Consider the following 12,922-nt stretch of genomic DNA (forward strand, 5'->3'; position numbering starts at 1 on the left):
GGCCGGCGGGCTACGAGGCGGGCGCGGCCTGCGGTACGGCGTCGTGCGCGCTCTCCGGCAGCGGGCCGCTCGGGTCCTGGACCAGTGTGTGGTGCGCGACGGAGAGGGCGCCGTTGAAACGGGTCAGCAGCTCGCAGAACACATCCCGCTCATCCTCCGTCCAGCCCGCGGTGACCTGGGCCATCAGCTCGCGCCGGGAGGAACGGACCTCCTCCAGCCGGGCCTTGCCGCGGGGCGAGAGCTGGAGGACGACCGCGCGGCCGTCCTCGGGGTGCGAGGTGCGCTTGACCATGCCGGAGTCGACGAGCGGGGCGACCTGGCGGGTCACGGTGGACGAGTCGATGCCCATACCGCCCGCGAGCGCCTTGACTCCCATCGGGCCTTCCTGGTCAAGCCGGTTGAGCAGCAGATAGGCGGCTCGGTCCATGGAGTTACGGGCCTGTCCGACGCCGCCGAGGCGGGTCTGTTCGGCGCGGCGCGCGAAGACCGCAACCTGATGCTGGAGGGAATCCAGTACGCCTGTGTTGAGTTGAGTCGTCATGTCCGATTGGGTGGGCATGGCCTAGGGCTCACTTCATGCGGTGGTCTGTGGGATGTGGCACAGAGTACGCGGCCGGGGCCCTGCCCGTATGGGAGCTACAGAAACCTGCCGACCTCAATGCATCCCTCTCGGCCGCCCTCCCGCGCCGTGACGGAGGGTTATGCCTGGTGGCGCGGGGGTCCCGGTCCGCGACGCGGTGGTTGGACCAGTGGCAGTGAGTTTCCGCCAGGTGCTGCCACTGGGCCCCGCGGCCCCCGGAAGTGTCTGCCGTTGGCGCAATGCGGTCACACCTGACGCGGCTCGGCGACGGTGGACGCGGCGCGGTGACGGTGATCGCCGACGCCGTCGGGCCCGCCCCGGCCCGCTGTGTCGGCGACGAGCTGTAAGACTGGGGCCATGGCTCCACGACCCGGCGACGAAGACGGGCGAAACGATTCCGCCCAGCACACCGCGCCCTCCGCGATCACGCTCGACGATGTGCGCAAGGCACAGAAGATGCTGTCGGGGGTCTCCAGGGTCACCGCCCTGGAAGGCAGCCGTCACCTCTCCTCCCTGGTCGGCGCACCGGTACAGCTGAAATGCGAGAACCTCCAGCGCACCGGCTCCTTCAAACTGCGCGGCGGCTATGTGCGGATCGCGGGGCTGAGCCCCGAGGAGCGGGCGGCGGGCGTGGTCGCGGCGAGCGCCGGCAACCACGCGCAGGGCGTCGCGCTGGCCGCCTCGCTGCTGGGCGTGCGGTCGACCGTCTTCATGCCGGAGGGCGCGCCGCTGCCGAAGATCGCGGCCACCCGGGACTACGGCGCCGAGGTCCGGCTCTGCGGCCAGATCGTGGACGAGACCATGCGGGCCGCGCAGGAGTACGCCGAGGAGACCGGCGCGGTCTTCATCCACCCCTTCGACCACCCCGACATCATCGCGGGCCAGGGCACATTGGGGCTGGAGATCCTGGAGCAGTGCCCCGAGGTGCGCACCGTGGTGGTGGGGATCGGCGGCGGCGGTCTGGCGGCCGGGCTCGCGATCGCGGTGAAGGCGCTGCGCCCGGACGTACGGGTGGTGGGGGTGCAGGCGGAGGGCGCCGCGGCGTATCCGCCGTCGCTGGCCGCCGGGCATCCGGTATCGATCGACGCACCGGTGACCATGGCCGACGGCATCAAGGTCGCGCGGCCGGGCGATGTGCCGTTCGCGATCATCGACGAGCTGGTCGACGAGGTCCGTACGGTCACCGAGGACGAGCTGTCCAGCGCGCTGCTGCTCTGTCTGGAGCGGGCGAAGCTGGTGGTGGAACCGGCGGGGGCGAGCCCGGTGGCCGCGCTGCTCTCTGCGCCGGAGTCGTTCGAGGGCCCGGTGGTGGCGGTGCTCTCGGGCGGCAATGTCGACCCGCTGCTGATGCAGCGGATCCTGCGGCACGGGATGGCCGCGGCGGGGCGCTATCTGTCGCTGCGGCTGCGGCTCACCGACCGGCCGGGCGCGCTGGCCACGCTGCTGGGGGCGCTGTCGGTGGTCGACGCCAACGTCCTCGACGTCAGTCATGTCCGTACCAATCCGCGGCTGGGACTCAGCGAGGCGGAGGTCGAGCTGCACCTGGAGACGAAGGGGCCGGACCACTGCGACGAGGTGCGGGAGGCACTGAGCGCCGCGGGGTACACCGTGATGGCCTGACGCCTCGCGGGGCCTGTGCGTACCTCCGGCGGTCCGGTCCGTTGGCCCGGGGTCGGCCATCTGGCACGGTGAAGTTCGTCGTTCGTATGTCGCGATGTATCGCGTCTACGCTATTCTTCAGATCTACTTGTCGTCGCACGCTGCACAAGTTGGCGGAAATATGCCTTTATTGAGGAGGCGCATCCGCCGTGGCGAAAAACAGTCGCCCACCGCGGCGTCAGAAGATCTCCGTGGAACGACCCAACCTCCTGGGAGTGCCAAACATGCCAGGCGCTATTCATGCCGAGGGTCTGGTGAAGACCTTCGGCAAAGTAAGGGCTCTGGACGGCGTCGACCTCGACGTACCCGAAGGAACCGTGCTCGGACTGCTCGGCCCCAACGGCGCCGGAAAGACCACGGCGGTGCGTGTCCTCACCACGCTGCTCCGCCCGGACAGCGGGCGGGCGGTGGTCGCGGGCGTGGATGTCCTGAAACACCCCAACGAGGTGCGCCGCTCGATCGGGCTGTCCGGGCAGTTCGCGGCCGTCGACGAGTATCTGACCGGCCGCGAGAACCTCGAGATGGTGGGGCAGCTCTACCAGATGGGCGCGCGGGCGTCGAAGGCCCGCGCGGTCGAGCTGCTGGACCGGTTCCACCTCGCCGACGCCGCCGACCGCACCGCCAAGACCTACTCCGGCGGGATGCGCCGCCGTCTCGACCTCGCGGCGGCCCTGGTGGTCAGCCCGCCCGTGATGTTCATGGACGAGCCGACCACCGGTCTCGACCCGCGCAACCGGCAGGCGCTGTGGGAGGTCATCCAGGAGCTGGTGGCCGGTGGTACGACGCTCCTGCTGACCACGCAGTACCTGGAGGAGGCGGACCATCTGGCGCATGACATCTGCGTCATCGACCGCGGCCGGGTCATCGCGCGCGGCACCTCCGACCAGCTCAAGGCCCGCACCGGCGGGGAGCGGGTGGAGGTCGTGGTGCACGAGCGGGACCACATCGCGGTCGCGGACCAGGTGCTGCGCGCCCTGGGCAAGGGCGAGACCGCGGTGCAGGAGCACACCCGCAAGGTCACCGTCCCGGTCGTCGGCGGGGCCAAGCTGCTCGCCGAGGTCATCCGTGAACTGGACAACCGCGGCGTGGAGATCGACGACATCGGGCTGCGCCGCCCGACCCTCGACGATGTGTTCATCTCCCTCACCGGCCACGCGGCCGAGGAGGACGGCGCGGACCCGGCGGCGACGGGCGAGGACGCCGCGTCCACCGGCGCGGCCGCGGCGTCCACCGGCGAGGCGCCCACGGGCAACAGGACATCCGTCGATCAGGGAGGAAAGTGATGGCCGTCGTCGAGGAGACCGGTACCACCGTCACGGTGGCGCCCCGCCCGCGCGGCGGACCGCTGGCATCCGTCCGCGACTCCCTGGTGGTCGCCAAGCGGAATCTGATCCGGATGATGCGCATCCCGGAAGTGGTGATTTTCGGCCTGATCCAGCCGATCATGTTCGTGGTGCTGTTCAGCTATGTCTTCGGCGGCGCGATCATGGTTCCGGGGCAGAGCAGTACGGACGCGACCGTATATCGCGAGTTCCTGATGGCCGGGATCTTCGCGCAGACGGTGACCTTCGCCACCGCGGGTGCGGGCGCCGGGATCGCCGACGATATGCACAAGGGGCTGATCGACCGCTTCCGCTCACTGCCGATGGCGCGCGGCGCGGTGCTCACCGGCCGTACGCTCGCGGATCTGGTGCAGACGGCGCTGACGCTGGTCGTACTGGCGATCGTCGCGCTCCTCGTGGGCTGGCGGATCCATGACGGGATCCTGAACGCGCTCGCCGCCTTCGGCCTGCTGCTTCTGCTCGGCTACGCCTTCTCCTGGATCGGCGCGCTGATCGGGCTGTCGGTGCGGACCCCCGAGGCGGCCACGTCCGGCGGGCTGATCTGGCTGTTCCCGCTGACCTTCATCTCCAACGCCTTTGTGCCGTCCAGCCAGATGCCCGCGTTCCTGGGGCACATCGCCGACTGGAACCCGTTCAGCGCCACGGTGCAGGCGGGCCGTGTGCTGTTCGGCAACCCACAGGGCGTGGTCTCGGACGCCTGGCCCATGCAGCACCCCGCGGCGGCGTCGGTGCTCTGGTCGATCGTGATCATCCTGGTCTTCCGGACGCTGTCGGTCCGGAAGTACCGCTCGGCGACGGCCTGAGCCTCCCGGGCCCCCGGGCCGCCTGAGCTGCCTGAGCCTCCCGGGCCCCCGGAATCCGGACAGCGGAGAGCCCCGGCCGTGACAACGGCCGGGGCTCTCGCGAGGTCCTGGGTCCGACGGGCGAGGGGCGCTCAGCCCTGGTACGGCTTGGCCTCCAGGATCCGCACCGACGCGGTGCGGCCGTTGGGCAGCTCGTACTCGGCGTCCTGGCCGATTTTCTTGCCGGTCACACCCGAACCCAGCGGGGACTGCGGCGAGTAGGTCTCGATGTCCGAGCTCGCGTACTCACGGGAGGCGAGCAGGAAGGTCAGGGTGTCGTCCGGATCGCCGTCGAAGGCGATCGTGACCACCATGCCGGGGGCGACCACGCCGGTGTCCGCGGGTGCCTCACCGACCTTCGCCTGCTCCAGGAGCTGCGTCAGCTGACGCACCCGGAGCTCCTGCTTGCCCTGCTCCTCCTTGGCGGCGTGATAACCCCCGTTCTCCCGGAGGTCACCCTCCTCCCGGGCAGCCTCGATCTTCTTCGCGATCTCGACACGTGCGGGACCCGACAGGTACTCCAGCTCCGCCTTGAGCTGGTCGTACGCCTCCTGGGTCAGCCAGGTGACGTTCTCGCTGGTCTGGGTCACAGGTGCTCCTCGTCGGTACTGGGAATACAAATGAACGCCCTACTCAGAAGGGTGCGCCTTCAAAGCCGGGCGAAACCACGAGCCTAACAATTCCGGCAACAAACGGGGAGGAGGGAACTGGGCGGAATGCGGAGGAAACCTGTCAGCCCTGGTCAGATCGCACTCCGCGGACCGACACGTACCGTCCGTTCATCGGACACCCGGTCGGCGGACGCCCCACCCGGCTCCCCGGGACCGCTCAGCGGCCCGGGCCGGACTCGCAGCCGACGAGCTCGGCGTTGGTCGCGCGCCCCGTGGTACGCACGGTGACGACCTTCACGAGCTCGTCCTCACGCTGGTCGAAGGTGAAGTCCTTGCGGCCCACCTCGGCGTGGTCCTTGGCCAGGGTACGCACCGTGCAGACACCGGTGGTGTCCCGGTCCTTGATGACCTCCAGCCGGACCTCGACGGCATCGGACCCGGTCACCTTGTAACCGAGCACCCGGCCGCTGACGTCCTCACCGGTGATGTACGCGTATCCGAACCAGGAGACCAGGGCCAGCAGCCCGGCACCGAGCACCGCGCCCACGATCTTCAACGTGCGGTCGGCGCGTGCGTCGGCCGACCGGCCGTAGCGCCCCTCGGGCAGGCCCTCGCGCACCGGGGTCATGATCCTTCCTCCTGCTCGGGGGACTCGGAATTATTCGACCCCGCTGTGGGTCACTATAGAAGCCGTCTTCCGCGACGAATCACGAGGATCGAACTTGACTGAGCAGCTGCGTTTGATGGCGGTGCACGCGCACCCTGACGACGAGTCGAGCAAGGGCGCGGCCACCATGGCCAAGTACGTGTCCGAGGGGGTGGACGTGCTGGTCGCGACCTGCACCGGCGGTGAGCGCGGTTCCATCCTCAACCCCAAGCTCCAGGGGGACCCCTATATCGAGGAGCACATCCACGAGGTCCGCGCCAAGGAGATGGACGAGGCGCGCGAGATCCTCGGTGTGAAGCAGGAGTGGCTGGGCTTCGTGGACTCCGGGCTGCCGGAGGGCGACCCGCTGCCGCCACTGCCGGAGGGCTGCTTCGCACTCCAGGACGTGGAGGAGGCGGCGGGAGAGCTGGTGAAGCTGATCCGCGCCTTCAAACCGCAGGTGATCACCACCTATGACGAGAACGGCGGTTATCCGCACCCCGACCACATCATGACCCACAAGATCACGATGGTGGCCTTCGAGGCGGCGGGGGACCCTGAGCGCTACCCCGGGGCCGGGGAGCCGTGGCAGCCGCAGAAGCTCTACTACAACCAGGGCTTCAACCGGCCGCGCACGGTCGCGCTGCATGAGGCGCTGCTGGCCCGGGGGCTGGAGTCGCCGTACGCGGAGTGGCTGGAGCGCTGGAAGGACTTCGGACGGCCCGAGCGCACCCTGACCACCTATGTGCCGTGTGCCGACTTCTTCGAGATCCGCGACAAGGCGCTGATCGCGCACCGTACGCAGATCGACCCCGACGGCGGCTGGTTCCGCGTCCCGATGGACGTCCAGAGGGAGGTCTGGCCGACGGAGGAGTACGAGCTCGCGAAGTCGCTCGTGGACACTTCCCTCCCCGAGGACGACCTCTTCGCGGGCATCCGCAACAATTGACCTCATGATGAGCGCGACCAGCACCCTCGCCGTAACGCATCTCGTCCCGCTCGCCAAGGAGCTGGACGAGAACAAGGTGACTCCGGGCGTCCTCGGTTTCATCGTCTTCGCACTGATCGGCGGCGCGGTGTGGCTGCTGATGAAGTCCATGAACAAGCACATGAAGAAGGTGGACTTCGACGAGGGCCCGGAGCCCGCCGCGGCCGCCGCCCCCGCCGACCGTCCCAAGGGTGAGACCCCGGCCTGACCCGCCGGGCCGGGCCCTTGCCGGGCCGGGCTGCCGGGCTGGACCCCGGTCGGGACGGCCCCCGCCGGGCTGGACCTCTGCCGGATCGGGCCCCTGCCGGGCCTGCCCCACCGCCGGGCCGACCCCCCGTCGGGACAGCCCCCGTCGGGACGGGCCGGGCCGTGGCCGGTGGGGTCCCCGGCTACCGCTGGGACCGCGGTGGGGTGCCGCCCCCGCAACCGGAGGCGGCGTGGGCTGCTCCTCAAAGGTCCATCCGGACAGGGCCTAGACCCTGTCCGGATCCGGCAGCACCGCCATGACCTCGCGGGAGTGGCGGCTCGGGACCATGCCGAGCTGCCACGCCTGCCATCCCGTCTCCGGCTCCACACCGCGCTCCAGCACCAGCGCGAACGCGTCCACGCAGCCGTCCAGCCGGGCGTCCCCGGGCGGGCCCTGCTCCCGCAGCTCGCGGCGGAGCTCCGCCAGCTCCTCCTGGGCCACCGCGGTGCCGATCACCGATCCGCCCGCCGAGGCGAACGGCAGCAGGGTGCAGCGCAGGAACCGGGCCCAGGACCGGCCGCGCCGGTCCCCGTATCCGGCGAACAGCGCGGCCGCCTCGTCGATCAGCTCCAGCGCCTGGGCCGCCTTGCCGTTCCCCGCGTCGATCACGGCCAGCTCCACACAGGACCATGCCTCGCCATGGGCCACACCCACCCGGCGGAAGTCCTGCCGCGCGTCCTGGAGCAACTGCCGGGCGAAGCCGCTGTTGCGCAGCGAACCGGTCTGCGCCGCCCGCAGATCCCGGGTGACCCGCGCCGAGTGGTGCCGGGCACACGCCAGCCCGTACGCGTCCCGCATCCGGCTGAACATCGTGCGCGCCCGCTCCAGTTCGCGCACCGCCGAATCGTGGTCGCCGCGCTCCTCCAGCGCTTGGCCCAGGTAGTACAGCGTCCATGCCTCACCGCGCGCGTCCTCGTTCTCCCGGTGGCGGGAGAGGGCCTGGCGGAGCTGGTCGACGGCGGTGGACGCCTCCCCGTCCACCAGCCGGGCCCGGGCCAGCTGGGTCAGCGCCCATGCCTCACCGCGCTGGTCGTGGGTGGTGCTGTACGCGTCCAGCGCGTCCCGCAGCTCGGCCTCCGCGCGCGCCACCTCGCCCATCCGCAGACAGGCCTGGCCCAGCTGGAAGTGGGCCCACGCCTGGCCGTGCAGACTCTCGCTCTCCCGGTGCAGCTCCAGGGCCCCGGCCAGCAACTCCAGCGCCTCGGCGAGCTGTCCCCGGTCGCGCTCCACGGCGGCCAGGGCGTGCATCGTCCAGCCGCGGTCACCGCGCAGCTCCTCGGCGGACTGGAGCGCCAGCGCCTCGCGCAGCTTCGTCGCGGCCTCGGCGAGCTGGCCCTGATGGTGCAGGGTGATGCCCAGACTGCACAGCGCGCGGGCCGCCCCCGCCTCGTGCTGGGCCTCGAAATACAGGTCGACCACCGAGGACAGGGTGGTGCGCGCCTGGTCCAGCTCGCCCAGCTGGCGGGCGGCGATACCGGTGCGCCACTGCACGGACCGCACCAGCAGCCCCTGGTCGACGGCCTGGGTCAGCTCGCTGATCTCACCCAGTCGGTAGAGGTCGCCGCGCAGCAGGCAGTAATCGCACAGGGCGCCCAGCAGATGCAGCACCGCGGACTGGTCCACCCCCTCCGCATGGCGCAGGGCCGCCGTGATGAAGCTGGACTCGTCGTCCAGCCAGCGCAGCGCGGATTCCAGTGAGGTGAAGCCGTGGCCCGCGCCCTTGGCGAAGATGTCGGCGCGGGTGGACGTCTTGCCGTCGACCAGCCGGATCACCGAGTCCGCCAGCTCGGCGTAGCTGCGGATCAGCCGCTCCTGGGCGGCGGTGCGCTGCTCCGGCTCCTCCTCGTCCAGCAGGCGGCCTTGGGCGAAGGTCCGCACCACGTCATGCAGGCGGTAGCGGCTGCCCCGGACGTGCTGGATCAGCCCGGCGCGGCCGAGCGCCTCCAGATGACGGGCCGCCTCCTGCTCATCGGTGGCCAGCAGCGCGGCGGCCGCCGCCGTGCCCAGACTGGCCCGGCCGGCCAGCGCCAGCCGCCGCAGCAGCCGCCGGGCGCCGTCCTGCTGGTCGGTGTAGCGCAGCCACAGGGTGCGCTCGACGGCGCCCACCGGGCCATACGCCTCCAGCTCGGTGACCAGGGAGGCGGGGGTGCGCACGCCCAGCGAGGAACCCGCGATCCGCAGCGCCAGCGGCAGTCGGCCGCACAGCTCCGCGATCCGCTCGACGGACCGCACGTCATAGGGCCCGGCTCCCGCGGGCTCCTGGGCTGAGGCCCGCAACAGCTCCTCGGCGCCCGGCTCGTCCAGCGGGCCCACCTCCAGCCGGTGCACCCAGGCGCCCAGCTCCGCGGGCAGGGTGACCGGGGTGCGCGAGGTGACCAGGATCAGGCTGTCGGACCGCTCGGGAACCAGGGTGCGCACCTGCTCGGCGTCGCTGGCGTCGTCCAGCACGATGGTGACCGGCAGCCCGGTCAGATGCTGGTGATACAGCTCGGTGAGCCGCTTGACGTGCTGGTCCTGGGCGGAGCGCTCCCGGAACAGCAACTGGTCCCGGGGCGCGCCCAGCCGGTTGAGCAGATGCAGAAGCGCGTCACGGGTCGGCAGCGGGGACTGCTCGGCGCTGTCCCCGCGGAGATCCACCAGGCAGGCGCCGCGGAACTGGTCCCGCAGATGGTGCGCCGCCCGCACGGCCAGCATGGTGCGGCCCGAGCCCGGCGGCCCCTCCAGCAGCACCACGGTGGGCTTGGTCTCGGTGCTCGCCCGCGCCTGCCGCACCCACTGCGCGATCTGGGTGATCTGGGCATGGCGTCCGGCGAACGGCCCGTCCGCCTCGGGGAGATGGGCGAACGACTGCTCCAGCATCGTGCGTCTGCGGGCCGCCTGGCTGCGGTCGGCGCCGCGCAGCCGCGGTGGCTGCCCGGTGGCGGACGAGACCCGCTTCGACCCGCCACCGCCCTGGCGGGTGGCGGCCGTGGTCATCCGGTGCTGGTCGATGAACGGGCGGATGCCGCGCACCTCGACCGCCGTGAGCCACTGGAGCCGCAGCTGCTCGGCCCCGCCGGGCTGATGGCGCAGCGCCGCCTGGCGGTGGGCCGCGGGCCAGTGGCCCGCGGTGAGCTTGAGGACCGCGGCGGCCGATCCGGCCACCGCCGCGGTCACACCCGCGCCCAGCGCCGCGCCCGCCGGGACACCGAAGGTGAGGTCCGCGCCGAACGCGGCGGCCGCGGCCACCCCGACCGCCAGCGCCGGGGTGCCGAGCCGCCCGCGGGACAGCCGCGCGGACAGCGGACGGCTGCCCGCCTCCGACTCCTCCAGGGCGCGCACATACGCGCCGTACTCCTCGGCGGCGGTGGCCGCCATCCCCTCCAGCGCACCGCGCGCCCGGCTGAGCAGCACCCCGCCGTCCGTGCGCCCGCCCGAGCGGCGCACCTCCTCCTCCACGGCGCGTGACAGCAGCCGCTCCACCTCGGTCAGGTGGCTGTCCCGCAGCACCTCCAGCGAGCCCGGCATGGGATCCCCCTCCTTGCGCATGTGCCACGCGCCGACCGCGTGTTGCTCCCAAGTCTTCCGTTTCTGGCTCTTATCCGGCAGCCCTGTGGATAACCCCCTCCGGGGTCGCCTGTGGATAACTCGCACAATCCGCGAGTTGGGAGAGGATGGAGCCATGCCGAACCGCCTGGCGCACGAGACGTCCCCGTACCTCCTCCAGCACGCCGACAACCCGGTCGACTGGCGGCCCTGGTCCGACGAGGCGTTCGAGGAGGCGCGCCGCCGCGGTGTGCCCGTGTTGCTGAGCGTCGGGTATTCCAGCTGTCACTGGTGCCATGTCATGGCGCATGAGTCCTTCGAGGACGAGAACACCGCCGCCTATCTCAACGAGCACTTCGTCTCCGTCAAGGTCGACCGTGAGGAGCGGCCGGATGTCGACGCGGTGTATATGGAGGCGGTGCAGGCCGCGACCGGTCAGGGCGGCTGGCCGATGACCGTGTTCCTCACCCCCGATGCCGCGCCCTTCTACTTCGGCACGTACTTCCCTCCCGCGCCCCGCCACGGCATGCCCTCCTTCCCGCAGGTGCTGGAGGGGGTGCGGGCCGCGTGGACGGACCGGCGCGAGGAGGTCCGGGATGTCGCCGGGCGGATCGTCCAGGACCTGGCCGCGCGCACCGGGATCGCGCTGGGGTCCGGCGCTCCCCGGCCGCCCGGCACCGAGGATCTGCACGCCGCGCTCATGGGGCTGACCCGTGAATTCGACGCCGTGCGCGGGGGGTTCGGGGGCGCGCCCAAGTTCCCGCCGTCCATGGCGCTGGAGTTCCTGCTGCGCCATCACGCCCGCACCGGCTCCGAGGGCGCCCTCCAGATGGTGTCGGCCACCGGTGAGGCGATGGCCCGCGGTGGTATCTACGACCAGCTCGGCGGCGGGTTCGCGCGCTATGCCGTCGATGCCACCTGGACCGTGCCGCACTTCGAGAAGATGCTGTACGACAATGCGCTGCTGGGCCGGGTCTACGCCCATCTGTGGCGGGCCACCGGCTCGGATCTCGCCCGCCGTGTCGCCCTGGAGACGGCCGAGTTCCTGGTCCGTGAGATGCGCACCGAGCAGGGCGGTTTCGCCTCCGCGCTGGACGCCGACAGCGACGACGGCACCGGACGGCATGTCGAGGGCGCGTACTACGTCTGGACGCCCGAGCAGCTGCGCGAGGTGCTGGGCGAGGCCGACGCCGAGTTCGCCGCCGGGTATTTCGGAGTGACCGAGGACGGCACCTTCGAAGAGGGTGCCTCCGTGCTCCAGCTTCCCGACGGCGCGCGGCCGGTGGAGGCCGAGCGGGTCGCGTCGGTGCGGCAGCGGCTGCTCGCCGCGAGGGAGCGGCGGGCCCGTCCCGGTCGGGACGACAAGATCGTCGCCGCCTGGAACGGGCTGGCCGTCGCCGCCCTCGCCGAGACCGGTGCCTACTTCGACCGGCCCGATCTCGTCGAGGCCGCCACCGAGGCCGCCGATCTGCTCGTCCGAGTCCATATGGACCAGCACGGGCGGCTCGCCCGCACCTCGCTGGACGGCACCCGCGGCAGCCATGCCGCGGTGCTCGAGGACTACGCGGATGTGGCCGAGGGCTTCCTCGCGCTGTCCGCCGTCACCGGCGAGGGAGTGTGGGTCGAGTTCGCCGGGCTGCTGTTGGACACGGTGTTGCGCCACTTCACCGCTGAGGACGGCACGCTGTTCGACACCGCCGATGACGCGGAGGCGCTCATCCGCCGCCCCCAGGACCCGACGGACAACGCGGCGCCGTCGGGCTGGACGGCGGCCGCGGGCGCCCTGCTGTCGTACGCCGCCGTCACGGGCAGCACCCGCCACCGCGAGGCCGCCGAGCGGGCGCTCGCGGTGGTGCGCGCGCTGGGCGGGCGCGTCCCCCGCTTCATCGGCTGGGGGCTCGCGGTCGCCGAGGCGGCGCTCGACGGCCCGCGTGAGGTCGCGGTCGTCGGCCCCGACGGCGACCCGGCGACCCGCGCCCTGCACCGTGCCGCGCTGCTGGGCACGGCGCCCGGTGCGGTGGTCGCGGTCGGCGAGCCCGGCTCCGAGGAGATCCCGCTGCTGCTGGACCGGCCGCTGCTCGAGGGGCGCCCGGCCGCCTATGTCTGCCGCCACTTCACCTGCGACGCCCCCACCGCCGACGCGGACGCGCTGGCCGCGAAGTTGAGCGGCTGAGGCGGCCGTTGGCGCAGCCCGCGCCCGCCTAGCGGCGCGCACCCGGCCGGGCCGTGTGAGCGCCCCTGGGCCTCGGCGCCCCGGGCGGCCCCGGGTGCGCCGTCGGCCCGCGGGCGCCGCCCGCGGCGGCCCGCACTGGCCCGTGGGGCATCGCTCGGCCTGTGGCTCGTGTGGCTCGTGTGGCTTGCTGCGGGGCGCCGGGCCGTGTGACCGCCCCGGGACCTCGGCGCCCCGGGGCGGCCCCGGGTGCGCGGTCGGCCCGCGGGCGCCGCCCGCGGCGGCCCGCACCGGCCCGTAAGGCGCCGCTC

General features: G+C 72.1%; 10 protein-coding genes. 6 read left to right on the top strand and 4 right to left on the bottom strand.

Features of this window, described 5'->3' with window-relative positions; all coding sequences use genetic code 11:
- Positions 1-10: 10 nt before the first annotated feature.
- Entirely contained in the window at positions 11-559 is a 549-nt protein-coding gene (locus AB0C66_RS02510; RefSeq protein WP_362431840.1) for a MarR family transcriptional regulator, read from the bottom strand.
- 477 nt (positions 560-1,036) lie between these two features.
- Here AB0C66_RS02510 and ilvA point away from each other — a divergent pair, with 477 nt between their 5' ends.
- The 3 genes from ilvA (at position 1,037) to AB0C66_RS02525 (ending at position 4,385) form a co-directional block, all read left to right on the top strand.
- Positions 1,037-2,200 carry a threonine ammonia-lyase gene (gene ilvA, locus AB0C66_RS02515; protein WP_362433313.1) on the top strand — a complete coding sequence of 388 codons (1,164 nt, stop codon included), beginning with the start codon at positions 1,037-1,039 and terminating at the stop codon, positions 2,198-2,200.
- Positions 2,201-2,463: 263 nt separating this feature from the next.
- Positions 2,464-3,522, top strand: a complete 1,059-nt coding sequence (locus tag AB0C66_RS02520) for an ATP-binding cassette domain-containing protein (protein WP_362431842.1) — start codon at positions 2,464-2,466, stop codon at positions 3,520-3,522.
- The gene (locus AB0C66_RS02525) at positions 3,522-4,385 is read left to right on the top strand and encodes an ABC transporter permease (protein ID WP_362431844.1); all 864 of its coding nucleotides are present in this window, start codon (positions 3,522-3,524) and stop codon (positions 4,383-4,385) included. Before AB0C66_RS02520 ends, AB0C66_RS02525 begins: the two co-directional genes overlap by 1 nt.
- Before the next feature lie 131 nt (positions 4,386-4,516).
- Here the strand turns inward: AB0C66_RS02525 and greA are convergent, their stop codons facing one another.
- Both greA and AB0C66_RS02535 read right to left on the bottom strand, forming a co-directional pair.
- A complete protein-coding gene (gene greA / locus AB0C66_RS02530) occupies positions 4,517-5,014 on the bottom strand; it encodes a transcription elongation factor GreA (RefSeq protein ID WP_362431846.1) in 498 nt (165 codons plus the stop codon).
- A gap of 238 nt (positions 5,015-5,252) precedes the next feature.
- The gene (locus tag AB0C66_RS02535; RefSeq protein WP_362431848.1) at positions 5,253-5,663 is read right to left on the bottom strand and encodes a DUF4307 domain-containing protein; all 411 of its coding nucleotides are present in this window, start codon (positions 5,661-5,663) and stop codon (positions 5,253-5,255) included.
- A 94-nt stretch (positions 5,664-5,757) separates the two neighbouring features.
- Between AB0C66_RS02535 and mca the strand changes: the two genes are divergently transcribed.
- Complete coding sequence (mca, locus tag AB0C66_RS02540) at positions 5,758-6,630, top strand: mycothiol conjugate amidase Mca (protein ID WP_362431851.1); 873 nt, start codon at positions 5,758-5,760, stop codon at positions 6,628-6,630.
- 7 nt (positions 6,631-6,637) lie between these two features.
- A complete protein-coding gene (locus tag AB0C66_RS02545) occupies positions 6,638-6,877 on the top strand; it encodes a hypothetical protein (RefSeq protein ID WP_362433315.1) in 240 nt (79 codons plus the stop codon).
- A gap of 264 nt (positions 6,878-7,141) precedes the next feature.
- Here AB0C66_RS02545 and AB0C66_RS02550 read toward each other — a convergent pair whose 3' ends face one another.
- Entirely contained in the window at positions 7,142-10,423 is a 3,282-nt protein-coding gene (locus AB0C66_RS02550) for a tetratricopeptide repeat protein (RefSeq protein ID WP_362431853.1), read from the bottom strand.
- A gap of 154 nt (positions 10,424-10,577) precedes the next feature.
- Between AB0C66_RS02550 and AB0C66_RS02555 the strand changes: the two genes are divergently transcribed.
- Positions 10,578-12,614 carry a thioredoxin domain-containing protein gene (locus AB0C66_RS02555; protein WP_362431855.1) on the top strand — a complete coding sequence of 679 codons (2,037 nt, stop codon included), beginning with the start codon at positions 10,578-10,580 and terminating at the stop codon, positions 12,612-12,614.
- Positions 12,615-12,922: the final 308 nt, after the last annotated feature.

The organism is Streptomyces sp. NPDC048636, assembly GCF_040650655.1.
Lineage (GTDB): Bacteria > Actinomycetota > Actinomycetes > Streptomycetales > Streptomycetaceae > Streptomyces.

Excerpts from the sequence above, each read along its gene's own strand:
- AB0C66_RS02550 (WP_362431853.1), bottom strand. The coding sequence starts at position 10,423 with ATGCCGGGCTCGCTGGAGGTGCTGCGGGACAGCCACCTGACCGAGGTG.
- AB0C66_RS02555 (WP_362431855.1), top strand. The coding sequence starts at position 10,578 with ATGCCGAACCGCCTGGCGCACGAGACGTCCCCGTACCTCCTCCAGCAC.
- ilvA (WP_362433313.1), top strand. The coding sequence starts at position 1,037 with ATGCTGTCGGGGGTCTCCAGGGTCACCGCCCTGGAAGGCAGCCGTCAC.
- AB0C66_RS02525 (WP_362431844.1), top strand. The coding sequence starts at position 3,522 with ATGGCCGTCGTCGAGGAGACCGGTACCACCGTCACGGTGGCGCCCCGC.
- AB0C66_RS02535 (WP_362431848.1), bottom strand. The coding sequence starts at position 5,663 with ATGACCCCGGTGCGCGAGGGCCTGCCCGAGGGGCGCTACGGCCGGTCG.
- AB0C66_RS02520 (WP_362431842.1), top strand. The coding sequence starts at position 2,464 with ATGCCAGGCGCTATTCATGCCGAGGGTCTGGTGAAGACCTTCGGCAAA.
- AB0C66_RS02510 (WP_362431840.1), bottom strand. The coding sequence starts at position 559 with ATGCCCACCCAATCGGACATGACGACTCAACTCAACACAGGCGTACTG.
- AB0C66_RS02545 (WP_362433315.1), top strand. The coding sequence starts at position 6,638 with ATGAGCGCGACCAGCACCCTCGCCGTAACGCATCTCGTCCCGCTCGCC.